This window comes from Acidovorax sp. MR-S7, assembly GCF_000400995.2.
Lineage (GTDB): Bacteria > Pseudomonadota > Gammaproteobacteria > Burkholderiales > Burkholderiaceae_C > MR-S7.
The window spans coordinates 38,221-64,541 of record NZ_DF238903.1; the positions used below are offsets into that span (position 1 = coordinate 38,221).

Annotated in this window: 25 protein-coding genes and 1 pseudogene; 20 read left to right on the forward strand and 6 right to left on the reverse strand. The window is 68.5% G+C overall.

Translation table 11 applies throughout. The features are described from left to right. Positions 1–103 precede the first annotated feature (103 nt). Positions 104–922 carry a helix-turn-helix domain-containing protein gene (locus AVS7_RS05545; protein ID WP_024000995.1) on the forward strand — a complete coding sequence of 273 codons (819 nt, stop codon included), beginning with the start codon at positions 104–106 and terminating at the stop codon, positions 920–922. 146 nt (positions 923–1,068) lie between these two features. Here AVS7_RS05545 and acnB read toward each other — a convergent pair whose 3' ends face one another. The 5 genes from acnB to AVS7_RS05570 all read right to left on the reverse strand — a co-directional run bounded on the left by acnB (position 1,069) and on the right by AVS7_RS05570 (position 7,280). After that, entirely contained in the window at positions 1,069–3,660 is a 2,592-nt protein-coding gene (acnB, locus tag AVS7_RS05550; RefSeq protein ID WP_020227435.1) for a bifunctional aconitate hydratase 2/2-methylisocitrate dehydratase, read from the reverse strand. 112 nt (positions 3,661–3,772) lie between these two features. Then, complete coding sequence (locus AVS7_RS05555) at positions 3,773–4,405, reverse strand: hypothetical protein (protein ID WP_020227436.1); 633 nt, start codon at positions 4,403–4,405, stop codon at positions 3,773–3,775. A gap of 74 nt (positions 4,406–4,479) precedes the next feature. Further along, on the reverse strand, positions 4,480–5,493 hold the full coding sequence (locus AVS7_RS05560) for a CoA ester lyase (RefSeq protein ID WP_020227437.1): 1,014 nt from the start codon (positions 5,491–5,493) through the stop codon (positions 4,480–4,482). After that, on the reverse strand, positions 5,490–6,281 hold the full coding sequence (tam, locus tag AVS7_RS05565; protein WP_020227438.1) for a trans-aconitate 2-methyltransferase: 792 nt from the start codon (positions 6,279–6,281) through the stop codon (positions 5,490–5,492). The genes AVS7_RS05560 and tam overlap by 4 nt, the downstream gene beginning before the upstream one ends. 12 nt (positions 6,282–6,293) lie before the next feature. After that, on the reverse strand, positions 6,294–7,280 hold the full coding sequence (locus tag AVS7_RS05570) for a malate dehydrogenase (RefSeq protein ID WP_020227439.1): 987 nt from the start codon (positions 7,278–7,280) through the stop codon (positions 6,294–6,296). Positions 7,281–7,496: 216 nt separating this feature from the next. Between AVS7_RS05570 and AVS7_RS05575 the strand changes: the two genes are divergently transcribed. The 19 genes from AVS7_RS05575 (at position 7,497) to fghA (ending at position 25,001) form a co-directional block, all read left to right on the forward strand. Further along, complete coding sequence (locus AVS7_RS05575; RefSeq protein WP_034690096.1) at positions 7,497–8,285, forward strand: GntR family transcriptional regulator; 789 nt, start codon at positions 7,497–7,499, stop codon at positions 8,283–8,285. A gap of 139 nt (positions 8,286–8,424) precedes the next feature. Beyond that, positions 8,425–8,859 carry a succinate dehydrogenase, cytochrome b556 subunit gene (sdhC, locus tag AVS7_RS05580; RefSeq protein WP_020227441.1) on the forward strand — a complete coding sequence of 145 codons (435 nt, stop codon included), beginning with the start codon at positions 8,425–8,427 and terminating at the stop codon, positions 8,857–8,859. A 43-nt stretch (positions 8,860–8,902) separates the two neighbouring features. Beyond that, positions 8,903–9,268: a succinate dehydrogenase, hydrophobic membrane anchor protein gene (gene sdhD / locus AVS7_RS05585; protein WP_011805950.1), complete on the forward strand. Its 366-nt coding sequence runs from the start codon at positions 8,903–8,905 to the stop codon at positions 9,266–9,268. Positions 9,269–9,290: 22 nt separating this feature from the next. Further along, positions 9,291–11,096, forward strand: coding sequence for a succinate dehydrogenase flavoprotein subunit (sdhA, locus tag AVS7_RS05590; protein WP_020227442.1), 1,806 nt, complete (start codon positions 9,291–9,293; stop codon positions 11,094–11,096). 27 nt (positions 11,097–11,123) lie between these two features. Beyond that, on the forward strand, positions 11,124–11,828 hold the full coding sequence (locus AVS7_RS05595; RefSeq protein ID WP_020227443.1) for a succinate dehydrogenase iron-sulfur subunit: 705 nt from the start codon (positions 11,124–11,126) through the stop codon (positions 11,826–11,828). 14 nt (positions 11,829–11,842) lie between these two features. Further along, positions 11,843–12,115, forward strand: coding sequence for a succinate dehydrogenase assembly factor 2 (locus AVS7_RS05600; protein WP_020227444.1), 273 nt, complete (start codon positions 11,843–11,845; stop codon positions 12,113–12,115). A gap of 48 nt (positions 12,116–12,163) precedes the next feature. After that, a complete protein-coding gene (locus tag AVS7_RS05605) occupies positions 12,164–13,474 on the forward strand; it encodes a citrate synthase (protein ID WP_020227445.1) in 1,311 nt (436 codons plus the stop codon). Between the two features lie 131 nt (positions 13,475–13,605). Then, complete coding sequence (locus AVS7_RS05610) at positions 13,606–14,337, forward strand: response regulator transcription factor (protein WP_020227446.1); 732 nt, start codon at positions 13,606–13,608, stop codon at positions 14,335–14,337. After that, entirely contained in the window at positions 14,334–15,713 is a 1,380-nt protein-coding gene (locus AVS7_RS05615; RefSeq protein ID WP_020227447.1) for a HAMP domain-containing sensor histidine kinase, read from the forward strand. Before AVS7_RS05610 ends, AVS7_RS05615 begins: the two co-directional genes overlap by 4 nt. A gap of 214 nt (positions 15,714–15,927) precedes the next feature. Then, positions 15,928–16,416: a tripartite tricarboxylate transporter TctB family protein gene (locus AVS7_RS05620; RefSeq protein ID WP_020227448.1), complete on the forward strand. Its 489-nt coding sequence runs from the start codon at positions 15,928–15,930 to the stop codon at positions 16,414–16,416. Positions 16,417–16,450: 34 nt separating this feature from the next. After that, positions 16,451–17,962 carry a tripartite tricarboxylate transporter permease gene (locus AVS7_RS05625; protein WP_020227449.1) on the forward strand — a complete coding sequence of 504 codons (1,512 nt, stop codon included), beginning with the start codon at positions 16,451–16,453 and terminating at the stop codon, positions 17,960–17,962. Between the two features lie 187 nt (positions 17,963–18,149). After that, positions 18,150–19,172, forward strand: a complete 1,023-nt coding sequence (locus tag AVS7_RS05630; protein WP_024000997.1) for an ABC transporter substrate-binding protein — start codon at positions 18,150–18,152, stop codon at positions 19,170–19,172. A gap of 7 nt (positions 19,173–19,179) precedes the next feature. Further along, positions 19,180–20,022 carry an ABC transporter permease gene (locus AVS7_RS05635; RefSeq protein WP_020227451.1) on the forward strand — a complete coding sequence of 281 codons (843 nt, stop codon included), beginning with the start codon at positions 19,180–19,182 and terminating at the stop codon, positions 20,020–20,022. Beyond that, positions 20,019–20,828 (forward strand): ABC transporter ATP-binding protein, encoded by an 810-nt coding sequence (locus AVS7_RS05640; protein ID WP_020227452.1) that lies wholly within the window; start codon positions 20,019–20,021, stop codon positions 20,826–20,828. The genes AVS7_RS05635 and AVS7_RS05640 overlap by 4 nt, the downstream gene beginning before the upstream one ends. 20 nt (positions 20,829–20,848) lie before the next feature. Continuing rightward, the gene (locus AVS7_RS05645; protein WP_020227453.1) at positions 20,849–21,862 is read left to right on the forward strand and encodes a D-cysteine desulfhydrase; all 1,014 of its coding nucleotides are present in this window, start codon (positions 20,849–20,851) and stop codon (positions 21,860–21,862) included. Positions 21,863–21,864: 2 nt separating this feature from the next. Beyond that, positions 21,865–22,569, forward strand: a complete 705-nt coding sequence (locus tag AVS7_RS05650) for an aspartate/glutamate racemase family protein (RefSeq protein ID WP_024000999.1) — start codon at positions 21,865–21,867, stop codon at positions 22,567–22,569. 156 nt (positions 22,570–22,725) lie between these two features. Continuing rightward, positions 22,726–22,992, forward strand: a complete 267-nt coding sequence (locus tag AVS7_RS05655; RefSeq protein WP_020227455.1) for a metal/formaldehyde-sensitive transcriptional repressor — start codon at positions 22,726–22,728, stop codon at positions 22,990–22,992. 29 nt (positions 22,993–23,021) lie between these two features. Then, positions 23,022–24,134, forward strand: a complete 1,113-nt coding sequence (locus AVS7_RS05660; RefSeq protein WP_020227456.1) for an S-(hydroxymethyl)glutathione dehydrogenase/class III alcohol dehydrogenase — start codon at positions 23,022–23,024, stop codon at positions 24,132–24,134. A gap of 6 nt (positions 24,135–24,140) precedes the next feature. Continuing rightward, positions 24,141–25,001, forward strand: coding sequence for an S-formylglutathione hydrolase (gene fghA, locus AVS7_RS05665; RefSeq protein WP_020227457.1), 861 nt, complete (start codon positions 24,141–24,143; stop codon positions 24,999–25,001). Positions 25,002–25,007: 6 nt separating this feature from the next. Here fghA and AVS7_RS05670 read toward each other — a convergent pair. Next, a pseudogene (locus AVS7_RS05670) lies at positions 25,008–25,865 on the reverse strand (radical SAM protein); the annotation flags it as partial. Between the last annotated feature and the right edge of the window lie 456 nt (positions 25,866–26,321).

Consider the following 26,321-nt stretch of genomic DNA (forward strand, 5'->3'; position numbering starts at 1 on the left):
AAGACTCCCGAGGGGGTTGAACAGGGTTGCCATCGTCGGCCCCGCAGGCGCGGTGCGTCCATGACCTGGCAGGTCATGCCCGCGCGGCGCGGGCGGGCCTACCATGCGGGCCATGCACAGCAGCCCGCACTCCATTCCCGCGCCGTTCGGCGAGCGCCTGCGCCACTGGCGCCAGCGCCGCCGGCTCAGCCAGCTCGACCTGGCGCACGCCGCCGAGGTCTCCACGCGCCACCTGAGCTGCGTGGAAACGGGCCGCGCCAGCCCCAGCCGCGACATGGTGCTGCGCCTGGCCCACCGCCTGGACGTGCCGCTGCGCGAACGCAATGCGCTGCTGGTGGCCGCCGGCTACGCGCCGATGTACCGCGAACGCCCGCTGGACGCGCCCGAGATGGCGGGCGCACGCGCCGCGGTGCAGCGCATCCTGGACTGCCACGAGCCCTGGCCCGCGCTGGCCATGGATCGGCACTGGAACCTGGTCATGGCCAACCGCATCGTGCCCCTGCTGCTGGCCGGCGCGGACGCCGAACTGCTGCGCCCGCCCGTGAACGTGCTGCGCCTGAGCCTGCACCCGCGCGGCCTGGCGACGCGCATCGCCAACCTGGGGCAGTGGCGCACCCATCTCTTCGAGCGCCTGCGCCAGCAGATCCACGAAAGCGGCGACGCCGTGCTCGCGGCCCTGCTGCAGGAGCTGCAGGCCTATCCGCAGCCCCCGGACGCTCCCGCGCTGCAGCTGCCCGACGAGCACCTGGGCGTGCTCATGCCGTTCCAGTTCCGCACAGCGGCCGGCATGCTGAACCTGGTGAGCACGACCACCGTGTTCGGCTCGCCCGTGGACGTGACGCTGCAGGAGCTGGCGCTGGAGACCTTCTTCCCGGCGGACGACGCCAGCGCCGCCGCGCTGCGTGTGCTGGCGCAGGGCTGAAACGCTTGAGGCCGAAACAGTCTCCAGCGCTTATGCAGCAAGCGCAGGCAGCTACCAATACATGAGCAAATAAACAAAACCCCGCAGGGCTCGCGCCCGGCGGGGTCGGCACGGGGCCGCTGCGCGGCCCTGGCGTCAGGCGGCGGTCAGGCCGCCACGCCCTTGGCGACCTCGGCATATTCCTCGATCTGGTCGAAGTTCATGTAGCGGTACACGCTGGCCTTGTCGGCGTCGATGACGCCCATTTCCTTGAGGTATTCCTCCTTGGTGGGCAGCTTGCCCATGCGCGAGGCGATGGCAGCCAGCTCGGCCGAGCCCAGGAACACGTTGGTGTTCTTGCCCAGGCGGTTCGGGAAGTTGCGGGTGGAGGTGGAGATCACCGTCGCGCCCTCGCGCACCTGCGCCTGGTTGCCCATGCACAGCGAGCAGCCCGGCATCTCGGTGCGGGCGCCGGCCGTGCCGAAGGCGGCGTAGTGGCCTTCCTTGATCAGCTCGTTCTGGTCCATCTTGGTGGGCGGCGCCACCCACAGCTTGACCGGAATGTCGCGCTGGCCGCCGAGCAGCTTGGCGGCTGCGCGGAAGTGGCCGATGTTGGTCATGCACGAGCCGATGAAGGCCTCGTCGATCTTGGTGCCGGCCACTTCGGACAGGAACTTGGCGTCGTCCGGGTCGTTCGGGCAGCAGACGATGGGCTCCTTGATGTCGGCCAGGTCGATCTCGATCACGGCGGCGTACTCGGCGTCCTTGTCGGCTTCGAGCAGCTCGGGCTTGGCCAGCCAGGCTTCCACCTTCTCGATGCGGCGCTGCAGCGTCTTCGCGTCCTGGTAGCCGTCGGCGATCATGTTCTTCATCAGCACGACGTTGGAGCGCAGGTACTCGGCGATCGGCTCGGGGTTGAGCTTGATCGTGCAGCCCGCGGCCGAGCGCTCGGCCGATGCGTCGGACAGCTCGAACGCCTGTTCCACCTTCAGGTCGGGCAGGCCCTCGATTTCCAGGATGCGGCCCGAGAAGATGTTCTTCTTGCCGGCCTTGGCCACCGTCAGCAGGCCGGCCTTGATGGCATACAGCGGAATCGCGTGCACCAGGTCGCGCAGCGTCACACCGGGCTGCAGTTCGCCCTTGAAACGCACCAGCACCGATTCAGGCATGTCCAGCGGCATCACGCCCGTGGCAGCGCCGAAGGCCACCAGGCCCGAGCCCGCGGGGAAGGAAATGCCGATGGGGAAGCGCGTGTGGCTGTCGCCGCCCGTGCCCACGGTATCGGGCAGCAGCAGGCGGTTGAGCCAGGAGTGGATCACGCCGTCGCCCGGGCGCAGGGCCACGCCGCCGCGGTTGCTGATGAAGGCGGGCAGCTCGCGGTGGGTCTTCACGTCCACGGGCTTGGGGTAGGCGGCGGTATGGCAAAAGGACTGCATCACCATGTCGGCCGAGAAGCCCAGGCAGGCCAGGTCCTTGAGTTCGTCGCGGGTCATGGGGCCGGTGGTGTCTTGCGAACCCACGGTGGTCATGCGCGGCTCGCAGTACGTGCCGGGGCGGATGCCGAAGCCTTCGGGCAGGCCGCAGGCGCGGCCGACCATCTTCTGCGCCAGGGTGAAGCCGGCCTTGGATTCGGCGGGCGCCTGGGGCAGGCGGAAAGCGGTCGATGCGGGCAGGCCCAGGAACTCGCGCGCCTTGGCGGTCAGCGAGCGGCCGATGATGAGGTTGATGCGGCCGCCGGCCTGCACTTCGTCGAGCAGCACGTCGCTCTTGAGCTGGAACTCGGCCACGGTCTCGCCGTTCTTGACCAGCTTGCCGTCGTAGGGCAGCACGTCGATCACGTCGCCCATCTCGAGCTTGGACACGTCCACCTCGATCGGCAGCGAGCCGGAGTCTTCCTGCGTGTTGAAGAAGATGGGGGCGATCTTGCCGCCCAGCGTGACGCCGCCGAAGCGCTTGTTGGGCACGAAGGGGATGTCCTGGCCCGTGGCCCAGATCACGCTGTTGGTGGCCGACTTGCGCGAAGAGCCCGTGCCGACCACGTCACCCACGTAGGCCACGAGGTTGCCCTTTTTCTTCAGGTCTTCAATGAACTGCATCGGGCCGCGCACGCCGTCCTGCTCGGGCTTGAAGGCCGCGTCGGGACGGGTGTTCTTGAGCATCGCCAGGTAGTGCATGGGGATGTCGGGGCGCGTGGTGGCGTCGGGCGCGGGCGAGAGGTCGTCGGTGTTGGTCTCGCCGGGCACCTTGAACACGGTGACGGTGATCTTCTGCTCGACCTTGGGGCGGCTCGTGAACCACTCGGCGTCGGCCCAGGACTGCACCACTTCCTTGGCCTTGGCGTTGCCGGCCTTGGCCTTGGCGGCGACGTCGTTGAAGTAGTCGAACATCAGCAGCGTCTTCTTGAGCGCCTCGGCAGCCACGCCGGCGACTTCGGCGTCGTCCAGCAGCTCGATCAGCGGGTGCACGTTGTAGCCGCCCACCATGGTGCCCAGCAGTTCGGTGGCCTTGGCCTTGGAGATCAGGCCCACCTGGATGTCGCCGTGCGCCACGGCGGCCAGGAACGAGGCCTTGACCTTGGCGGCATCGTCCACGCCCGGCGGCACGCGGTGGGTCAGCAGGTCGAGCAGGAAGGTGTCTTCGCCGGCGGGCGGGTTCTTGATCAGCTCGATCAGCTCGGCCACCTGCTTGGCATCGAGGGGCAGCGGGGGGATGCCCAGTGCGGCGCGTTCGGCCACATGGTCGCGGTAGGCTTTCAGCATGTCTACGTTCTCCGGAAAGGTGTGGTTTTCAAGTGGGGCGGCAACCGACCGGCCACGTCCCTGCCGCCTCGAAGGCAGCGGCGTGGCCAGGCCGGCGGACGATGGGGTTTATTTATCGGGGAGCCGGGGCGTCGAGCAGGCTCGGCGGAGGATTCTTCTTGATGGCTTCGGCCACGGTCACCTGCGCGGGGCTCATGCATTCGTCGGCCATACGCTGGCCCAGCTTCTGGTTCATGAGCATGGACTTGTTGGCGATCTGGATCCACACCGCGCCCGCGCGCTGGTCTTCCAGGCGCACGGTGCCGGTGGACGTGGCGACCGGCGCCATGTGGTACTTGAAGCCCTTGCCTTCCACGTGGAAGCGGCCGGGCGACTGCGGGTCGGCATCGACTTGGACGAAGGCGCCCAGCTCGCAGGCGATGCGGCCCGTGTGCACGCGCTCGGCGATGGCCAGCTCCTCGGGCGTCAGCGCCGCCTCGGCGGCGGCGATGCCCGATGCCACCTGCACGGCGCCGCTGTGCAGCTGGGTGCGGCTGCTGGTGGGGGACGCCTTGGCCACCGTGGTCTTGCCGGCGGCGGGCTTGGTGGACTTGGCCGCCGTGCTCTTGGCCGTGTTCTGCTTGGCCGGCTGCGCCTTGGCGGCGGGCTTGCTGGCGGCCTTGGGGGCCGGCTGGGTCGTGGACGACTGCGCCAGCGCCAGGGCGGGGGCCAGCAGCATCAGTGCGGAAGCGATGAGGGTCTTCATGGGGCGGCTCCTGCGTTCAGGGAGATAAGTGGGCTGAGGGACTCAAGGATAGCGGGGCGAAGCAACGGGGCTGGTCACGGTGCGGGGGCCGCAGCCTCTGCAAACCAGCCCCGCGCCTCTTCGGGCAGCGCACGGCCGGTCTGGTGTGCACGCTCCAGCACCTGCCAGAAATACCGGTAGCTGGCGCGGTCGTGCAGAACGCCGTCCTCGCTGATGGGGGCCCAGTCAGCGTGCACGGCGGCGGAAACGATGCGGGCGGCCCGGGCAATCTCGGCCTCCCCGGGGGCGAAAGCCGCCAGGATGGGGCGGATCTGCGCGGGATGGATGCTCCACATGCGCGTGTAGCCGAACTCCTGCGCGGCACGGCCGGCGGCTGCCTGCATGGCGGCCGCGTCGCTGAACTCGGTGACCACGCAGTGCGAGGGCACCTTGCCGTTGGCATGGCAGGCTGCGGCGATCTCCAGCTTGGCGCGCACCACGAGCGGGTGCTCAAACTGCCCCTTCGAGGTCATGCCCGACGCGGGAATGGCGCCGCCGTGCGCCGAGACGAAGTCCATCAGCCCGAAGCTCAGGCTCTGGATGCGCGGGTGCGCGGCGATGTCGAAGGCGCGGTGCACGGCGCCGGGCGATTCGATGAGCGCATGCAGCGGCAGGTGGTCCGCGCCGGCGGCGGCCAGCGCGCGCTCGGCGCGCAGCACGTCGTCCACCGACTCCACCTTGGGCAGCATGATGTGGCACAGGTGCCGGCCCGCCTCGCCCGCGATGATCGCGATGTCTTCGGCGAACGCGGGGTGGTCGATGGTGTGCACCCGCGCGGCCACGCGCGCGCCGGGTGCCGCCTCCTGCGCCAGGCGCGCGACGAGCCGGGCGTGTTCACGCTCGCTGCCCACGGGGGCGCCGTCCTCGCAGTCCAGCGTGACGTCGAACACGCAGTGGCCGAACTCGGCCATCAGCTCCTGCTGCAGCTGCAGGCTCTTGCGCATGCGCACTTCCACGCCGCTGTAGTGGTCGCACACGGGAATGCGCTGGGCGCCGGCCTGGGCATCCAGCAGCACCTGGGCAGGATGGGCGGTGGAGGGATTCGTCATGGCTGGCGCTGGGCAACGATGAAAAGACGCGGGAAGGCCAGCAGCCGCTGGCCGTCTGCGCGCACGTCATAGGCGGCATCCACGCGGCGCTCGTATTCGGCCAAGAAGTCGCCTTGCAGCGCGGGCGGCAGTCCCTCCACGAAGGGCTTGAGTCCCGTGCCCCGCAGCCATTGGACGATGGCGCCGGCCGAGGCCATGGGATGCTGGTAAATGGTGTGCCACACGTCCACCGACGCGGCGCGCGCCTGGGGCGCGGCGAGCAGGTCGTAGTAGTGGCCGATGGGCAGGATGTCGGTGCGCACGCGCGAGGCGTCCGCGATGTGGCTGGCGAATGGCGGCAGGCCCGCCAATTCGCGCATCAGGCGGTGCGTGGGCTCTTCGCGGTTGTCGGGCATCTGGATCGCCAGGACGCCGCCCGGCGCCAGAAGGGAGAACAGGCGGGGGATCAGCGCTGCATGCCCGCCGACCCACTGCAGGGAGGCGTTGGCATAGATCAGGTCGGGCGTCTCGCCGCCATCGGGGGCCCAGGCGGCGATGTCGCCCAGCGCGAAGCCGGCCTGGGGCAGCTGCTGGCGTGCGGCGGCCAGCATGGCCTCGGAGTTGTCGATGCCGGTGACGCGCGCCTCGGGGAAACGCTGCACCAGCAGCTCGGTGGAATTGCCCGGCCCGCAACCCAGGTCCACCACGTGGCGGGCCCGGGCCAGCGGGACACGCGCCAGCAACTCGGCTGCGGGGCGCGTGCGCTCATTGGCAAAGCGCAGGTAGAGCGCGGGGTTCCAGTCGAGCATGGAGAGACTGGCTTACAGTAGGTGCTTGACGCCGTCCTGCTCGCCCTGCAGCTCGGCCAGGGTCTTGTCGATGCATTCCTGCGAGAAGGCGTCGATTTCCAGGCCCTTGACGATCTGGTATTCGCCGTTCTCGGTGGTCACCGGAAAGCCGAACACGATGCCGGCGGGGATGCCGTATTCGCCGTTGGAGGGCACGCCCATCGTGACCCACTCGCCCTTGGAGCCCAGGGCCCAGTCGCGCATGTGGTCGATGGCGGCGTTGGCGGCCGAAGCGGCCGACGACAGGCCGCGCGCCGCGATGATGGCGGCGCCGCGCTTGCCCACGGTGGGCAGGAACACGTCCTTGTTCCAAGCCTGGTCGTTGATGGCGTCCTTCACGGACTTGCCATCGACGGTGGCGAAGCGGTAGTCGGCGTACATGGTGGGCGAGTGGTTGCCCCATACCGTCAGCTTGCGGATGTCGCCGACCTTGAAGCCCCCCTTGGCCGCGAGCTGCGAGGCCGCGCGGTTGTGGTCCAGGCGCAGCATGGCGGTGAAGTTTTTCGCCGGCAGGTCGGGGGCCGACTTCATGGCGATGTAGGCGTTGGTGTTGGCGGGGTTGCCGACCACCAGCACCTTGACGTTGCGCGAGGCCACGGCGTTCAGGGCCTTGCCCTGGGCCGTGAAGATCTGGGCGTTGGCGGCCAGCAGGTCGGCACGCTCCATGCCGGGGCCGCGCGGACGAGCGCCGACCAGCAGGGCGTAGTCGGTGTCCTTGAACGCGGTCATGGGGTCGGAATGGGCCTCGATGCCGGCCAGCAGCGGGAAGGCGCAGTCCTCCAGCTCCATGATCACGCCCTTGAGCGCGTTCTGGGCCTTCTCGTCGGGGATTTCCAGCAGTTGCAGGATGACGGGCTGGTCCTTGCCCAGCATTTCGCCGGAGGCGATGCGGAACAGCAGGGCGTAGCCGATTTGGCCTGCGGCGCCGGTGACGGCGACGCGAACGGGTTTCTTGCTCATGAAAAGACTCCAGAGAGAAGGGAAGAAAAAGGGTGTTGGTGCAAGGTCGCACCAGCGCCATTCATCAGCAGCCCGTGCCCCGCAGAACAGCCTTGGAGTTTACCGCCGATTCACCCGCAGGGTCAATTTGTCTTATGTCTTATATAAGATATGATCCGACAGCTCCGCACCATGTTGGACAGCGGAGCGCCGCACCCGCCCGTCTCCGACCAGGACATGTCCTCCACACCCGCAAGCGCCACCGACGCAGCCCCTGCCACCAGCGGGGCGGGCAGCCCGACGCCGGCCTTCAGCCCCCTGTACCAGCAGATTAAGGGACTCATCCTGCACAGCCTCCAGCACGGCGAGTGGAAGCCCGGCGAGGCCATCCCCAGCGAGATCGAGCTGGCGGCGCGCTTTCGCGTCAGCCAGGGCACGGTGCGCAAGGCCATCGACGAGCTGGCGGCCGAGAACCTCGTCACCCGCCGCCAGGGCAAGGGCACCTTCGTGTCCACCCATGCGGAGCGGCAGGTGCAGTACCGCTTCCTCAAGCTGATTCCCGACGCGGGCGACGCACGCACCGAAGGCCCCGCCCAGCGCACCATCCTGGAATGCCGGCGCGTGCGCGCCAGCGCCGACGTGGCCCGTGCCCTCGCGCTGCGCGCGGGCGACCCCGTGGTCCAGGCACGCCGCGTGCTCGCCTTCGCGGGCGTGCCCACCATCCTGGAGGACATCTGGCTGCCCGGCCAGGCGTTCAGGGGCCTGACCGCCGAGCAGATGGCCGGCTACCAGGGCCCCACCTATGCCATGTTCGAGCTGGACTTCGGCGTGCGCATGGTGCGCGCCGAGGAGAAGCTGCGCGCTGTGCTGCCGGACGCCGCCCAAGCCGAAGGGCTGGGCGTCCCCCCCGGCACCCCGCTGCTCAGCGTGGAGCGGCTTGCTTACACATATAACGATGTTCCCATGGAGTTACGTCGAGGCCTGTACCGGACCGATACCCACCACTACCACAACGAACTGAGCTGATCCACCGCAGCCCGCATGCAAACGCCCGCGGGGAGAATACGCAGTCTCCGCAGCGCCCTGGTGTTGCATTGCAATAGAATTTTGGGTTGTCTGCCTTCAGCGCGATTACAACGCAGTTACATCCACGAAAGCACCCGCCATGACAGAGCTCGCCAAGAAACGGCCCGAATACCGCAACATCAACATTTTCAACGACGTGAGGACCTACCGCCTGCCGGCCGCGGGCTGGGTCTCCATCCTGCATCGCGCGAGCGGCATGATCATGTTCCTGCTGCTGCCCTTCGTGCTGTGGATGTTCGACACCTCGGTGTCCTCGGAGATTTCGTTCGGCCGCTTCACCTCCGCGTTCACCGCGGGCCTGGGTTTCGTGCCGGGCTGGCTCGTCAAGCTGGTGGCGCTGGCCCTGATCTGGGCCTACCTGCACCACTTCATCGCCGGCCTGCGCCACCTGTGGATGGACGTGAGCCACGAAGCCGTCAGCAAGGAGTTCGGCAAGAGCTCCGCCATCGTGACGCTGGTTCTGAGCATCGGCCTCACGCTGGTGCTGGGCGCCAAGCTGTTCGGCCTGTACTGATCCCGCGCGGATCGCTCTCCCCACCCACGATAAGGAACTCCCCATGTCCGTGAATTACGGCTCCAAGCGCACCGTGGTCGGTGCCCACTACGGCATCCGCGACTGGCTGGCCCAGCGCGTGACCGCCGCCCTCATGGCCCTGTTCACCATCGCGCTGCTGGCGCAGGTGATCTTCAGCAAGGGCCCCATCGGCTACGACCGCTGGGCCGGCATTTTCTCGACCCAGTGGATGAAGGTGCTCACGTTCTCCGTCATCGTGGCCCTGGTCTGGCACGTCTGGGTCGGCGTGCGCGACGTGTGGATGGACTACGTGAAGTCCGCCGGGCTGCGCCTGCTGCTGCAGGTCTTCACCATCGTCTGGCTGGTGGCCTGCGCCGGCTGGGGCTTCCAGACTCTGTGGCGTCTCTGATTCCCGCGATTGAAAGAAAACAATGAGCTACACCAAAGCCAACATCACCAAGCGCAAGTTCGACGTGGTCATCGTGGGGGCCGGCGGCTCCGGCATGCGCGCTTCGCTGGAACTGTCGCGCGCGGGCCTGAACGTGGCCTGCCTGTCCAAGGTCTTCCCCACCCGCTCGCACACCGTGGCCGCGCAGGGCGGCGTGTCCGCATCGCTCGGCAACATGAGCGAGGACAACTGGCACTACCACTTCTACGACACCATCAAGGGCTCCGACTGGCTGGGTGACCAGGACGCCATCGAGTTCATGTGCCGCGAGGCGCCCAACGTCGTGATCGAGCTCGAGCACTTCGGCATGCCGTTCGACCGCAACCCCGACGGCACGATCTACCAGCGCCCCTTCGGCGGCCACACCGCCAACTACGGCGAGAAGCCCGTGCAGCGCGCCTGCGCCGCGGCCGACCGCACCGGCCACGCCATGCTGCACACGCTGTACCAGCAGAACGTGAAGTCTAAGACCAACTTCTTCGTCGAGTGGATGGCGCTGGACCTGATCCGCAACACCCAGGGCGACGTGGTCGGCGTGACCGCGCTGGAGCTGGAAACCGGCGACTTGTACGAGCTGCACGCCAAGGCCGTGCTGCTGGCCACGGGCGGCGCGGGCCGCATCTTCGCGGCATCGACCAACGCCTTCATCAACACCGGCGACGGCCTGGGCATGGCCGCGCGCGCGGGCATCCCGCTGCAGGACATGGAGTTCTGGCAGTTCCACCCGACCGGCGTGGCCGGCGCGGGCGTGCTGCTGACCGAAGGCTGCCGCGGCGAAGGCGCAATTCTGCTGAATAGCAATGGCGAGCGCTTCATGGAGCGCTATGCACCCACACTGAAGGACCTGGCGCCGCGCGACTTCGTTTCCCGCTCCATGGACCAGGAAATCAAGGAAGGCCGCGGCTGCGGCCCGAACAAGGACTACATCCTGATGAAGCTCGACCACCTGGGCGCGGACACCATCCGCAAGCGCCTGCCGTCGGTGGAAGAGATCGGCCACAATTTCGCCAACGTGGACATCACCAAGGAGCCGATCCCCGTGGTGCCCACCATCCACTACCAGATGGGCGGCGTGCCGACCAACATCAACGGCCAGGTCGTGGTGTGGGACGGCCAGCAAAACAAGGTGGTCAACGGCCTCTATGCCGTGGGCGAATGCTCCTGCGTGTCGGTGCACGGCGCCAACCGTCTGGGCACGAACTCGCTGCTCGACCTGCTGGTGTTCGGCAAGGCCGCCGGCAAGCACATCGTGCAGTTCGTCAACGGCTTCGGCGACCACGCTGCCGTGCCGGCCGACGGCTCCGACCGCACGCTGGCGCGCCTCAACGAGCTGCAGGACTCCAAGGAAGGCACCTACGCCCAGGACATCGCGAACGACATCCGCGCCTCCATGCAGCAGCATGCCGGCGTGTTCCGCACGCAGCAGGGCATGGACGAAGGCGTGGTGAAGATCAACGCCATCCGCGAGCGCGTGGGCTCCGTTACGCTCAAGGACAAGTCCCAGGTCTGGAACACCGCGCGCATGGAAGCGCTCGAAGTGGACAACCTCATCGAGGTGGCCCAGGCGACGATGACCTCGGCCGCCGCGCGCCACGAGTGCCGCGGCGCCCACACGGTCTACGACTACGAGCACCCGGCCGACCACCCCGACTTCCCGCTGGGCCGCAACGACAAGGACTGGCTCAAGCACACCCTCTGGTACAGCGCCAACAACGGCTTGGAGTACAAGCCGGTGAACCTAAAGCCCCTCACGGTGGACAGCGTGCCGCCCAAGGTCCGCACGTTCTAAACCAGCAGCCCACGAGAGAACAGTCACATGAAGCGCACTTTCAAGATCTACCGCTACGACCCGGACAAGGACGCCAAGCCCTACATGCAGACCGTGGAGGTCGAACTCGACGGCCACGAGCGCATGCTGCTGGACGCACTGGTCAAGCTCAAGGCCATGGACCCCTCCATCTCGTTCCGCCGCTCCTGCCGCGAAGGCGTGTGCGGTTCGGACGCGATGAACATCAACGGCAAGAACGGCCTGGCCTGCCTCACGAACATGAAGACCCTGCAGGGCGACATCGTTCTGAAGCCCCTGCCCGGCCTGCCCGTGATCCGCGACCTGATCGTGGACATGACGCAGTTCTTCAAGCAGTACCACTCGATCAAGCCCTACCTGCAGAACGACAGTCTGGTGTCGCCCTCCAAGGAGCGCCTGCAGTCGCCCGAGGAGCGCGAGGAGCTCAACGGCCTGTACGAGTGCATCCTGTGCGCGAGCTGCTCCACGAGCTGCCCCTCGTTCTGGTGGAACCCCGACAAGTTCGTGGGCCCCGCCGGCCTGCTGCAGGCCTACCGCTTCATCGCCGACAGCCGTGACGAGAAGACGGGCGAGCGCCTGGACAACCTGGAAGACCCGTACCGGCTCTTCCGCTGCCACACCATCATGAACTGCGTGGACGTGTGCCCCAAGCACCTGAACCCCACGCGGGCGATTGGCAAGATCAAGGAACTGATGGTGCGCCGCGCCATCTGAAGAAACGAAGAACCATGGCCGAAGAAGCACTGCTGGACGAACGCGAAGTGGCCATTCTGCGGTGGCGCAGCCGCCGCGGGCTGGTCGAGAACGACCTGTTCATCGAGCGGTTCTTCGCGGCCCACGGCCCGCGCCTGACCCAACGCCAGGCACGGGGACTCACGGCATTGATGGACCTGTCGGACAACGACCTGCTGGACCTGCTGCTGCGCCGCAAGGAACCCACGGAAGTGCTCGACACCCCGGAAGTCAAGGAAGTGCTGGAACAGCTGCGCCACCGCGCGTAGCAGCCCCCACGCATCACTGTGCGGGTCAACTACAGAAGGAAACTGGAAATGAAACTGGCAGACAACAAAGCGACGCTATCGTTCAGCAACGGCAGCCCCAGCATGGAGCTTCCCGTGTACCAGGGCAGCATCGGCCCGGACGTGATCGACATCCGCAAGCTGTACGCGCAAACGGGCATGTTCACCTATGACCCGGGCTTCCTGTCCACGGCGGCCTGCCAGTCGTCCATCACCTACATCGACGGCGACAAGGGCGAGCTGCTGTACCGCGGCTACCCCATCGAGCAGCTGGCCGAGAAGTGCGACTACCTCGACACCTGCTACCTGCTGCTCAACGGCGAGCTGCCCGACGACACGCAGCGCAGCGACTTCCACCAGCTCGTGACCAAGCACACCATGGTCAACGAGCAGATGCAGTTCTTCCTGCGGGGCTTTCGCCGCGACGCCCACCCCATGGCCGTGCTGACCGGCCTGGTGGGTGCGCTGTCGGCCTTCTACCACGACAGCACCGACATCAACAATCCCGAGCACCGCGCCATCGCCGCGATCCGCCTGATCGCCAAGATGCCCACGCTCGTGGCCATGGCCTACAAGTACGGCAAGGGCGAGCCCTACATGTACCCCCGCAACGAGCTGAGCTACGCAGGCAACTTCCTGCGCATGATGTTCGGCACGCCCTGCGAGGACTACAAGGTCAACCCCGTGATCGAGCGCGCGATGGACCGCATCTTCATCCTGCACGCCGACCACGAGCAGAACGCGTCCACCTCCACCGTGCGCCTGTGCGGCTCCTCCGGCACCAACCCGTTCGCCGCCATCGCGGCCGGCGTGGCGTGCCTGTGGGGCCCCGCCCACGGCGGCGCCAACGAAGCCTGTCTGAATATGCTGGAGGACATCCAGCGCAACGGCGGCGTGGCCAAGGTCGGCGAGTTCATGGAGAAGGTCAAGGACAAGAACAGCGGCGTCAAGCTGATGGGCTTCGGCCACCGCGTGTACAAGAACTACGATCCCCGCGCCAAGCTCATGCAGGAAACCTGCAACGAAGTGCTGGCCGAGTTGGGCCTGGAGAAGGACCCGCTGTTCGCCCTGGCCAAGGAGCTCGAGAAGATAGCCCTGGAAGACGACTACTTCGTGCAGCGCAAGCTCTACCCGAACGTGGACTTCTACTCCGGCATCGTGCAGCGCGCCATCGGCATCCCCGTGAACCTGTTCACCGGCATCTTCGCGCTGGCCCGCACCGTGGGCTGGATAGCCCAGCTCAACGAGATGATCGGCGACCCCGAGTACAAGATCGGCCGCCCGCGCCAGCTCTTCGTGGGCTCCGAGCGCCGCGACGTGCCGAACCTCGGCAAGCGCTGATCTCCGGCCACCGGCCGCCAAGCCAGAACCCGCAGGCGCCCGCCGCCTGCGGGTTTTTTCTTGCCCGTCCGGTGCGCGCCGTTACCATGGACGCCCCTCCCCTTCCCTTCCTTGAAAGAGCTTCCGGCCCCATGACCGAGTCCCCCGCCGCCGCCATGCCTTCCATGATGTGGCGCTGCCTGGTGATCGAAGACGACCTGGAGAACGCGCGCTACATCGCCGACGGACTGCGGGCGCAGGGGCACGTGGCCATCATCGCCAGCGAGGCGCGCGACGCGCTGCGGCGCGCCTGCGGCGAGCCGTGGGACGTGGTGGTGCTCGACCGCATGCTGGGCCCGCAGGTGGACGGGCTGCACATCCTGCACGGCATGCGCGGCCTGGGGCTGCGCACGCCGGTGCTGGTGCTCTCGGCCCTGAGCGCGCTGGACGAGCGCGTGCGCGGCCTGAAGGCGGGCGGCGACGACTACCTGACCAAGCCCTTCGCGTTCTCGGAGCTGTCCGCGCGCATCGAGGCACTGGTGCGCCGCACCCGCACGGGCGAGGAGGCCAAGGCCCTGCAGCTGGGCGACCTGCGCCTGGACCTGGTGCACCGCACGGTGCAGCGGGGTGGCCGGGCCATCGCGCTCAAGCCGCGCGAATTCCGGCTGCTGGCCTACCTGCTGATGCACGCCGGACAGCCGCTGACCCGCACCATGCTGCTGGAAGCCGTGTGGGACTACCGGTTCGACCCGCAGACCAACCTCATCGACGTGCAGATCAGCCGCCTGCGCCACAAGCTCCAGGCGCCGGGCGAGGCGCCGCTGATCCACACCGTGCGCGGCGTGGGCTACCGCATCGCCCTCTCGCCCGAGAGCGATCCGTGACGGGCAGCGGGCACGGCCTGTGGCGCTCCGCCGGCCTGCGCCTGGCCGCGCTGTCGGGTTTCCTGGTGCTGCTGGCCATGCTGGCCGCGCTGGCGCTGGTGTACATCCAGGTGTCTTCCGTCCTGCACCGCAACGTGGACCGCCAGCTGCTGCAGACGCAGCAGCGCCTGGCGCTGCAATACGCCCACGAAGGCCCCGAGGCCACGGCCCAGGCCATCCACCGCGTGCTGCACGACGGGCGCGACACCGACCTCGAACTGGTGCTGCTCACCACGCCGGACGGCCGTTTCCTGGCCGGGAACATCGACGTGGAGTCGCTGCCCCCGCTGCGCACCACCGGGGCCACGGTGCAGCAGCTCGCGCTGGGCACGCAGACCGTCGATGCGCAGCTGCTCGCCCACCCGCTGCCCGACGGCGCGCTGCTGGTGCTGGGCCACGACCTGCGGGAGCTGCGCCGCATCGAATCCACCGTGGCCACGGCCAGCCTGGTGGCGGGTCTGTTCTCGCTCGCGCTGGCGCTGGCCAGCGCCTGGTTCTTGCGGCGCGAGCTGGGCCGCAGCGTAAACGCACTGCACCAGACCATCACCCGCATCGCAGGCGGCCAGCTGCACGAGCGCGTGCCCGTGGAAGACGACTCCGGCGACGAGTTCGTGCGCCTGGAGCAGGACTTCAACCACATGCTCGACCGCATCGGCCAGCTCATGGAGGGCGTGACCCACGTCTCCGACGCGATCGCGCACAACCTGCGCACGCCGTTGACCCGCCTGCGCCTGCGGCTGCAGGCCGCGCACGACGGCACAGCGGACGCCGCCGCCCTGCGCACCGCGCTGCAGTCGGCCATGCACGACATCGACGACCTGAGCCGCGTGCTGGACAAGCTGCTGTCCATCGCCCAGGCCGAATCCGGCACGCGCCGCGCGCCGTTCGCGCCCACGTCGTGGCAGGCCATCGGAGAGGACGTGGTGGAGCTCTACGAGGACCTGGCCGAGCACGAGGGCGTGTCGCTGCACTGGGAATGCACGCACCCCGCGCCCGTGCTGGGCGACCGCCACCTGCTGGCCGGCGCCCTCGTGAACGTGGTGGACAACGCCATCAAGTACGGCGGCCGCGGCGCGCGGGTGCAGGTGCGCTCGCAGGTGCAGGCCCGCGACGGCGCCGCGTGGAGCGAGATCGTGGTGCAGGACGACGGCCCCGGCGCCCCGCCGCAGGCCATCGCCACGCTGGGCGAGCGCTTCGTGCGCCTGCGGCCCGAGCTGCCCGGCCACGGCCTGGGGCTGGCCAGCGTGCAGGCCGTCATGCGGCTGCACGGCGGCGGCATGCGCATCGAGCCGGCCGAGCCGGGCCTGCGCGTGACCCTGCGATTGCCCCTGTCATGAAGCGCCCGGCTGGCAGGATATAAGCCAAATCGACCTCCAGCGCTTGATTGGCAAGCACAAGCAGCTCCTTTTTCGATAGCAAATCGGGCGCCTTTCATTACCGCCCGGCAATGCTTCGGTCATGCGCCGCGCGGCGGGGCGCGCCTACGATTTTCGTCTCCCCTTCAGCCAACCAACCAGGCCCCTCGCACGGGCCCATCAGGAGACTTTTGCCTTGAAGATCCACAGCCAGAGAGATTTCACCGCGGGGCTGCTGTTCAGCGCCTTCGGCGTCGCCTTCGCCTGGGGTGCCACCACCTACAGCGTGGGCACCGGCGCCCGCATGGGGCCGGGCTATTTCCCGCTGATCGTCGGCGTGCTGATCGCGCTGCTGGGCGCGGTCATCACCGCGCGCGCGCTCACCGTGCCCACCGAGGACGGCGAGCCCGTCGGCGCCATCGCCTGGCGCCCGCTGGTGTTCATCATCGGCGCCAACCTGTTGTTCGGCGTGCTGCTGGGCGGCCTGCCCAGCATCGGCCTGCCGCCCATGGGAATGATCGTCGCCATCTACGCGCTGACGCTGATCGCCAGCCTGGCGGGCGACCAGTTCAACCTCAAGGGCGTGCTGATCCTCGCCACCGTCCTCGCCATAGGCAGCTACCTGGCCTTCGTCGTGGCGCTGAACCTGCAATTCCCCGTGTGGCCCTCCTTCATCGTGGGCTGATCGTTCCACCTCCATCACATAACTACTACCCATCATGGAACTGATCGACCACCTCTCCATGGGGTTCCAGGTCGCCTTCACGGCGCAGAACCTCCTCTATGCCTTCCTGGGCTGCCTGCTGGGCACCCTCATCGGCGTGCTGCCGGGCCTGGGCCCCGTGGCCACCATCGCCATGCTGCTGCCCACCACGTATGCGCTGCCGCCCACGGCAGCGCTCATCATGCTGGCCGGCATCTACTACGGCGCGCAGTACGGTGGCTCCACCACCGCCATCCTGGTGAACCTGCCGGGCGAGTCATCGTCGGTGGTCACCGTGATCGACGGCTACCAGATGGCGCGCAAGGGCCGCGCGGGGCCGGCGCTCGCCTCCGCCGCGCTGGGCTCGTTCTTCGCGGGCTGCGTGGGCACGCTGGTGATCGCCGCGTTCGCGCCGCCACTCACCGAGGTGGCGTTCAAGTTCGGCCCCGCCGAATACTTCTCGCTGATGGTGCTGGGCCTGATCGGCGCGGTGGTCATGGCCTCGGGCTCGCTGCTCAAGGCCATCACCATGATCCTGGTGGGCCTGGCCTTCGGCCTCGTGGGCACGGACGTGAACTCCGGCGTGGCGCGCTACAGCTTCGACATCCCCGAGCTGACCGACGGCATCAGCTTCGTGGCCATCGCCATGGGCATCTTCGGCTATGGCGAGATCATCGCCAACCTTTCGGTGCCCTCCGAGAAGCGCGAGGTGTTCACCGACAAGGTGCGCGGCCTCATGCCCACCCAGGAGGACTTCAAGCGCATGTTCCCCGCCGTGCTACGCGGCACGGCCATCGGCTCGGCGCTGGGCATCCTGCCCGGCGGCGGCGCGCTGCTGTCGGCCTTCGCGGCCTACACCATCGAGAAGAAAGCGAAGATGAAACCCGGCGAGGTGCCCTTCGGTCAGGGCAACATCCGCGGCGTGGCGGGGCCCGAGTCGGCCAACAACGCCGGCTCGCAGACCTCCTTCATCCCGCTGCTGACGCTGGGCATCCCGCCCAACGCCGTGATGGCGCTGATGGTGGGCGCGATGACCATCCACAACATCCAGCCCGGCCCGCAGGTGATGACCAGCAACCCCGAGCTGTTCTGGGGCCTGATCGCCTCGATGTGGATCGGCAACCTGATGCTGGTGATCCTGAACCTGCCCATGATCGGGCTGTGGATCAAGCTGCTGTCCATCCCCTACAAGTGGCTGTTCCCCGCCATCGTGCTGTTCTGCGCCGTGGGCGTCTATTCGGAGAACAACAACACCTTCGAGATCTGGATGGTGGCCATCTTCGGCGTGCTCGGCTACGTGTTCCACAAGCTCGGCTGCGAGCCCGCGCCGCTGCTGCTGGGCCTGATCCTGGGCCCGATGATGGAGGAGAACCTGCGCCGCGCGCTGCTGCTCTCGCGCGGCGAATGGAGCGTGCTGGTCACGCGCCCGCTGTCGGCCTCGCTGCTGGCCGTCGCGGCGGTGCTGCTGGTGATCGTGCTGCTGCCCAACGTGCGCAAGAAGCGCGAGGAGGCGTTCGTCGAGGACTGACGGCGCCCACCTTCTTCCCGGCCGGCACCGCGCCGGCTCCCGCACCCCATGCGCCCGCGGCCATGGGGTGTTTTTCATGGACGGCCCGCATCTGCGTTTTGCGCGCATCGTTATGCAGAAACCTTACTACATAGCCACAAGTTTCTTAAATACAGTTCTTCATATCGAATGTTTTTAAGGAATGGTTATGTCGGGTTTTCGTGTGGGGAAATGGTTGGCGCTGGCCGCCGCGGGCTTTGCCGCCGTCGTCGGGCAGGCCCAGGCACAGGGTGTGCCGCCCGAGGTGCGCCTGGCCTGGGCGGGCGGCCCGCGCGTGTGGGTGCTGGGCCAGATCGACGGAGCGTTCGAGCAGGCCTTCGGCACCAGGGTCAAGTGGGTGCAGTTCGCCTCGGGCGCGGACGTGCTGAGTCTGTTCGCCGCCAAGGAGATCGACATCGCGCGCTTCGGCTCCAGCCCCGCCGCCGCGGGCATCGCGCGCAAGCTGCCGATCGAGGTCATCGGCGTGCCCGAGATCATCGCCACGTCCGAGCGGCTGATCGCGCGCGATGGCATCCAGGGCGTCCGGGGCCTGGAAGGCAGGACCGTGGCCTACCCCGCCAACTCCACGGCGCAATACGCCTTCGAAGTGGCGGTGAAGCACTCCGGGGCGGACCGCCGCAAGATCAAGGCGCTGGCGCTCAAGCCCGCCGAGATCGTGGCCGCGTGGAAGCGCGGCGACATCGACGCGGCCTATGTCTGGGGCCCGTTCACCCAGCAGATGGAGGCCTCAGGCGGCAAGGAAATCTTCGCCACCAAGGACCTGCAGAAGCACAAGGTGCTGGTGTTCAACAACTTCGTGGTGCGCAAGGAGTTCGCCGACAGGCACCCCGAGCTGGTCGCCCGCTTCCTGCGCGTGGCGCAGGACAAGGTGGACCAGTACAAGAAGGACCCGGAAGGCGCGGTGCAGGCCATCGCCAAGCACCTCGACATCCCGGCCGACACGGTGCGCAGCACGCTCGGCGGACTGGAATACCCGTCGCTGCAGGAGCAGCTCACGCCCGCCTTCATCGGCGACGCGCAGACCAAGGGGCAATCGCTCATCACCCAGGCGTACAAGGACTCGGCCGAGTTCCTCGCCAGCATCGGCGAGGTGCGCCCGCGGGAGATTCCGGCGAGCTACGGCCCCTTCATCAACACCACCTACCTGCAGCGCGCCGCTGCGGGCCGGTGAGGTGCGCATGGGCACCGAGACGCAACTGCGCCTGCCCGCGGCGGGCGGGCTGCCGCGGCGCCGCCGGGCCTGGCCCGGCGCACGGTCGCGGCGCACGCTGGTCAGCACCGCCGCCGTCGCGGGCGTGCTGCTGCTGTGGCAGGCCAGCGGCAGCCTGGGCTGGGCCGACCCGCTGATGCTGCCGCCGCCCACCGAGCTGTGGCACACGGCCGTGGAGCTGTTCACCGACGGCTACCGGCAGACGCCGCTGTGGCAGCACGTGCTCATCAGCACGCTGCGCGCGCTCGCGGCGTTCGCGGCGGCGGTGCTCGTCGGCGTGCCGCTCGGTCTGGCGATGGGGCTGTCGCCCACGCTGTCGGCCGTGCTCGACCCGTTCGTGCAGTTCATGCGGCCCCTGCCCAAGATCGCGCTGGTGCCGCTGGTGATCGTGTGGTTCGGCATCGGCGAGGGCGCCAAGTTCTTCCTGATCTTCATCGCCACGGTGCTGAGCATCATGGTGGGCGCTGCCGCCGCCGTCGCCCACGTGGGCCAGGCGCGGCTGCGCGCGGCGCAGACGCTGGGCGCCAGCCGCGCGCAGCTCTTCACCCACGTGGTGCTGCCCAACGCGCTGCCCGAGCTGTTCACCACCGTGCGCCTGGCCATCGGCATCGGCTGGACCTCGCTCATCGCGGCCGAGCTGGTGGCCGCGAACGCGGGCCTGGGCTGGATGGTGATCAACGCTGGCGGCTACCTGCGCACCGACGTGGTGATGCTCGGCATCCTGCTGCTGGGGCTGATCGGCTACCTGTTCGACGCGCTGCTGGTGCTGCTGCACCGGCGCTTCGCGCCCTGGTCGGGAAAGGACGCATGAGCATGGACCGCGACGTGCGCATCCGCCTCGACGGCGTGAGCAAGAGCTTCCCCGCGCCGGGCCAGGCTGCCGCGCAGCAGGTGCTGAGCCACATCTCGCTGGAGCTGCGGCATGGCGAATTCGTCTGCCTGCTGGGCGCCTCGGGCTGCGGCAAATCGACGCTGCTGAACCTCGTGGCCGGCTTCGAGCAGCCCGACAGCGGCCGCCTGCTGTGCGACGGCCGCGCCATCGCCGGACCGGGGCCGGACCGCGGCATGGTGTTCCAGCAGCCCACGCTGTTCCCCTGGCTCAGCGTGCGCCAGAACATGGGCTTCGGCCCGCGCATGGCGGGCCAGCGCGCGCAGGACTATGCGGCGCGGGTGGACGAATACCTGCGCCTCGTGGGCCTGGCAGGCTTCGCCGGGCATGCGCCCTGGCAGCTCTCGGGCGGCATGCGCCAGCGCGCGGCGCTGGCGCGCGCCTGGCTGCCGGAGCCCGAGATATTGCTCATGGACGAGCCCTTCGGCGCGCTCGACGCGCAGACGCGCCTGGCAATGCAGGAGCTGCTCACCGGCATCTGGCAGCACAAGCGCACCACCATCCTCTTCGTGACGCACGACGTGGACGAGGCGCTGTTCCTCGCGGACCGCATCGTCATCCTGTCGTCGCGCCCGGGCCGCGTGCGCGAGGAGCTGCGCGTGCCCTTCGAGCGCCCGCGCCGCTTCGAGGATCTGGTGGCCGATGCGCGCTTCGGCCAGCTCAAGCGCGACATCCTGCACATCGTGCGGCAGGAAGCCGCCAAATCCCTCGACGCCACCATCGCCTGACAAGGCATGAACACCCCGCCATGAACCTCACCCGTTTCCCCCGCGTGCGCTTCACGCAGGCGCCCACGCCGCTGGAATACCTGCCCAACCTCACCCGGACGCTGGGCGGCCCCCACATCTTCATCAAGCGCGACGACAACACCGGCCTGGCGCTGGGCGGCAACAAGACGCGCAAGCTGGAGTTCCTCATCGGCGACGCGCTGGCGCACGGCGCGACGCACATCGTCACCCAGGGCGCCACGCAGTCGAACCACGTGCGCCAGACCATCGCCGCGGCCAACCGGCACGGGCTCAGGACCACGGTGCTGCTCGAGGAGCGCGTGAGCGGCGCGCCCGAGGACTACTACCGCAACGGCAACGTGCTGCTCGACCAGATCCTGGGCGCCGCGGCCATCGAGACGCGGCCCGCGGGCCTGGACATGAACGCCGAGCTGGCCGCCGTGGGCGAGCGCCTGCGCGCCGCCGGCGAGGTGCCCTACCTCATCCCCGGCGGCGGCTCCAACGCCATCGGCGCGCTGGGCTACGTGGTGGCGGCGCAGGAAATCATCGCGCAGGCGAACGCGCTCGACCTGCGCGTGGACCACGTGGTGCACGCCACCGGCAGCACCGGCACGCAGGCCGGGCTGGTGGTGGGCTTCGAGGCGGTGAGCAGCCACATCCCCGTGCTCGGCATCAGCGTGCGCGCGCCCCGCGAGCGCCAGGAGGACAACGTGCGCCGGCTCGCGCGCGAGACCTGGGCGCTGCTCGGCGTGCGCGGCGACTTCCCCGGCGAGCGCGTGGTCGCCAACGCGGACTACGTGGGCGGCGGCTACGGCGTGCCGACCGAGGGCATGGTCGAGGCCGTGCACCTGCTGGCGCGCACCGAAGGCATCCTGCTCGACCCGGTCTACAGCGGCAAGGGCCTCGCGGGCCTCATCGACCTGGTGTGCAAGGACGTGTTCACCGAAGGGCAGAACATCGTGTTCGTGCACACCGGCGGCGCGGCGGGCCTGTTCGCCTACCGCTCCACGCTCGCGCCCGAGGCGGCGTTCTGACCATGGCCCGGCTCGTGGGCGTGCTCGGCGGCATGAGGCCGTTGGCCACGCTGGACTTCCTGCACCAGCTCCTGCAGGCACGCGCCGCGCGGCGCGACCAGGACCATGTGCCCACCGTCACTTGGAACGTGCCGCAGATTCCCGACCGCCAGCTGGCGCTGGCGGGCACCGGCGAGGACCCGCTGCCCGCGATGCGGGAGGGCATCGCGCGCCTGAACGCGGCGGGCGCGACCTGCATCGCCATCCCGTGCAACACCGCGCACCTGTGGTGGGACGCGCTCGGCGCGCACAGCGCGGCGCCCATCCTGCACATCGTCGACGCCACCATCGACGCCCTGCGCGCGCGGCACCGCCCCGGCGAGCGCATCGGCATCATCGCCACGCGGGGCGCGCTGGCCCAGCGGCTCTACCAGGCGCGCCTGGAGGCGGCCGGGCTGGACTACCTGACGCACAGTCCGCAGGAACTGGACGACCTGTTCACCCCCGGCTGCTACGCCATCAAGGCCGGCGACATCGCCACCGGCGGGCGGCTGATCGCCGATGCGGCGCAGCGCCTGCTCGGCCGCGGTGCCACGCAGCTCGTGATGGCCTGCACCGAGGTGCCCATCGCGCTGCGGCATGCGGCGCCGCAGCTGCTGGCGATCAGCACCGACCCGGCCCAGGCGCTCGCGCGGGCCTGCGTGCGGCACTGGGAACACGGCGCCTGAGGCCCGCCTCACCCACCGCCCGGGTGCCCTGCCCGGGCTTTTTTTGCCTGCGGAGGCACATACTACCCCCTAGTAGCCGCATATTTCATGGGTTTTGCGCACATCCATCAAGCGCAAGGCTTATATACTCAACCCTAGTACCCATACACCACTGGCATGCCCCACACCGCCGAAGACAAGCAACGCGCCATCTCCCGCCTGCGCCGCATCCGCGGCCAGGCCGAGGCGCTGGAGCGCGCGGTGGAGGCAGGCAGCGACTGCGCCCCCATCCTGCAGCAACTCGCCGCGATGCGCGGCGCGGTGCACGGGCTGATGGCCGACCTGCTGGGCAGCCATCTGCGCGAAACCCTGGCGCAGCAGCCGGCCCCCACGCCCCAGGCGGTGGAGGAAACGCTGGCCCTGTTGCGCTCGTACCTGAAGTAGCCCGAGACCCCCCACAAGGAGCATCACCCATGAAATCCCGCGCCGCCGTGGCCTTCAAGGCCGGAGAACCCCTGCAGATCGTCGAGATCGACGTCGCCCCGCCGCAAAAGGGCGAGGTGCTGGTCAAGATCACCCACACCGGCGTGTGCCACACCGACGCCTTCACCCTGAGCGGCGACGACCCCGAGGGCGTGTTCCCCGCCGTGCTGGGCCACGAGGGCGCGGGCATCGTCGTGGAAGTGGGCGAAGGCGTGACCAGCGTGAAGCCCGGCGACCACGTGATCCCGCTCTACACCGCCGAGTGCGGCGAATGCCTGTTCTGCAAGAGTGGCAAGACCAACCTGTGCGTGGCCGTGCGCGCCACCCAGGGCAAGGGTGTGATGCCCGACGGCACCACGCGCTTCAGCTACAACGGCCAGCCCATCTACCACTACATGGGCTGCTCCACGTTCAGCGAGTACACGGTGGTGGCCGAGGTGTCGCTCGCCAAGGTAAGCCCCGACGCCAACCCCGAGCAGGTGTGCCTGCTGGGCTGCGGCGTGACCACGGGCCTGGGCGCGGTGAAGAACACCGCCAAGGTGCAGGAGGGCGACACGGTGGCCGTGTTCGGCCTGGGAGGCATCGGCCTCGCAGTGATCCAGGGCGCGCAGATCGCCAAGGCCGGGCGCATCATCGCCATCGACACGAATCCCGGCAAGTTCGACCTCGCGCGCACCTTCGGCGCGACCGACTGCGTGAACCCCAAGGACCACGACAAGCCCATCCAGCAGGTGATCGTGGAGATGACCGGCTGGGGCGTGGACCACAGCTTCGAGTGCATCGGCAATGTGAACGTGATGCGCGCCGCGCTCGAATGCGCGCACCGCGGCTGGGGCCAAAGCGTCATCATCGGCGTGGCCGGCGCGGGGCAGGAGATCAGCACGCGCCCGTTCCAGCTGGTGACGGGCCGCAAGTGGCTGGGCACGGCCTTCGGCGGCGTGAAGGGCCGCAGCGAGCTGCCCGGCATGGTGGAAGACGCGATGAGCGGAAAGATCCAGCTCGCGCCCTTCGTCACGCACACCATGCCGCTCACCGGCATCAACGAGGCGTTCGACCTGATGCACTCGGGCCAATCCATCCGCAGCGTCGTGCACTACGCCTGACACGCCATGGCCACTCCCCTCGAACTCCAGAGCGCCCACGCCTGCCACGGCGGCGCGCAGCGCTTCTACCAGCACGCCTCGCGCGAAACGGGGCTGCCGATGAAGTTCTCGGTCTTCCTGCCGCCCAAGGCGGTGGCGGGCGAGAAGGTGCCCGCCCTGCTCTACCTGGCGGGCCTGACCTGCACCGAGGAAACCTTCCCCATCAAGGCCGGCGCGCAGCAGCTCGCCGCCGAGCTGGGCCTGGCCCTGATCGCGCCCGACACCAGCCCGCGCGGCGCGGGCGTGGCGGGCGAATCGGACGCCTGGGACTTCGGCGTGGGCGCGGGCTTCTACCTCGACGCCACGCAAGCCCCTTGGGCCGCGCACTGGCGCATGGAGAGCTGGCTGATGCGCGAGCTGCTGCCGCAGATCGCCGCGCACCTGCCCATCGACGGCGAGCGCATCGGCATCTTCGGTCACAGCATGGGCGGCCACGGCGCGCTCACGCTGGCGCTGCGCCACCCGGGCCGGTTCAAAAGCCTGTCGGCCTTCGCACCCATCGCCAACCCGGTGAACTGCCCCTGGGGCGAGAAGGCGTTCACCGGCTACCTGGGCGCGGACCGCACGGCCTGGGGTGAGCACGACGCGACGGTGCTCATGCAGAACCAACCCATCGCACCCTACCCCGGCGGCATCCTCGTCGACCAGGGGCTGGCCGACAAATTCCTGCTTGAAAAGCAGTTGCTGCCCGAGGCCTTCGAGGCCGCCTGCGCCGCTCTCGGCCAGCCACTCGCGCTGCGCCGCCATGCGGGCTACGACCACGGCTACTACTTCATCCAGAGCTTTGTCGAAGACCACCTGCGCCACCATGCGCAGCAGCTCGGCTAGCCCGGGCTAGAACAGCACACCCTGCCCGTGCGCGAGGGCCGGGCGGTACTGCGATCCGTCGAGTTCGATGCGCTCGCGGTTCAGCCCCAGGCGTGCGCAGGTCTGGGTAAATCGCTGGCGCAGCAGGTCGGCCCACAAGCCCGTGCCCTTCATGCGCGAGGCATGGCTGGCGTCGTAGCTCTTGCCGGCGGCGCGCGCGGCCGCGTCGATGCCGTGCAGGTCCTGCACGCGCGCCAGCACGCGCGCGGCGCGCTGCGGGTAGTGCAGCTCCAGCCATTCGCGCATCAGCGGGTTCAGCTCCCACGGCAGGCGCAGCACGGTGTAGAAGGCACTGGTCGCGCCCGCCTCGCGCGCAGCGGCCAGCACCTGCTCCATGTCTTCGGTGATGAAGGGGATCTGCGGCGCCACGCTCACGCCCACGGGCACGCCGCTGTCGGCCAGCATGCGGATGGTGCGCAGCCGCCGGTGCGGCGCCGCGGCGCGCGGCTCCAGGATGCGCGCGAGATCGCCGTCCAGCGTGGTGATGGTGACGCAGGCCGCCGCGAGGCGGTCGCGCGCCAGCGGCGCGAGCAAATCCAGGTCGCGCTCCACGCCGCTGCCCTTGGTGATCAGCGTGAAGGGGTGGCGCGCATCGCGCATCACCTCGATCAGCCCGCGCGTCAGAAGCAGCTCGCGCTCCACGGGCTGGTAGCAGTCGGTGGCCGAGCCGATGTTGATCGCCGACGGGCGATGCCCCGGCCGCGCCAGCTCGGCGCGCAGCACCTCGGCGATGTTGCGCTTGGCGATGATGCGGGTCTCGAAGTCCAGCCCCGGCGACAGGCCCAGGTAGCTGTGCGTGGGCCGGGCGTAGCAATAGACGCAGCCCATCCTTATGTTTCATGGAAATTTGCTACTGCGGGAAAAACGCATTCCGAAGAACTGTTCAGTGGGGCCTAAACCTGATGTTCAATGGACAAACTGTGCCGCGCTGGGGTGGAGCTTCAGCCGAGGGCGCATTGCTAGAACAGCGATGGTTGAACGGTCGGGACTCCAAAGTTGGACGTCTGCAATTGAACGGCCGGCGCGTCGAGGCCGAACTTGCGTTTGGCCAGCCTGAATCGCTTACGCAGTAGCTCAGCGTAGGGTCCAGTCCCACTCATTCGTGTACCGTAATTGCTTTCGTTGTCCTTTCCGTCACGCATTTGCCGAATCAAGCTGATGACGTGCTCCGCACGCATTGGGAAGTGATATCGGAGCCACTCGTGAAAAGGGCGTGTCCGAATTTTTGTGTAAACGGGTCGGACTTCAATTGACGGAGATGCGGTCTCCGAACTGAATGGT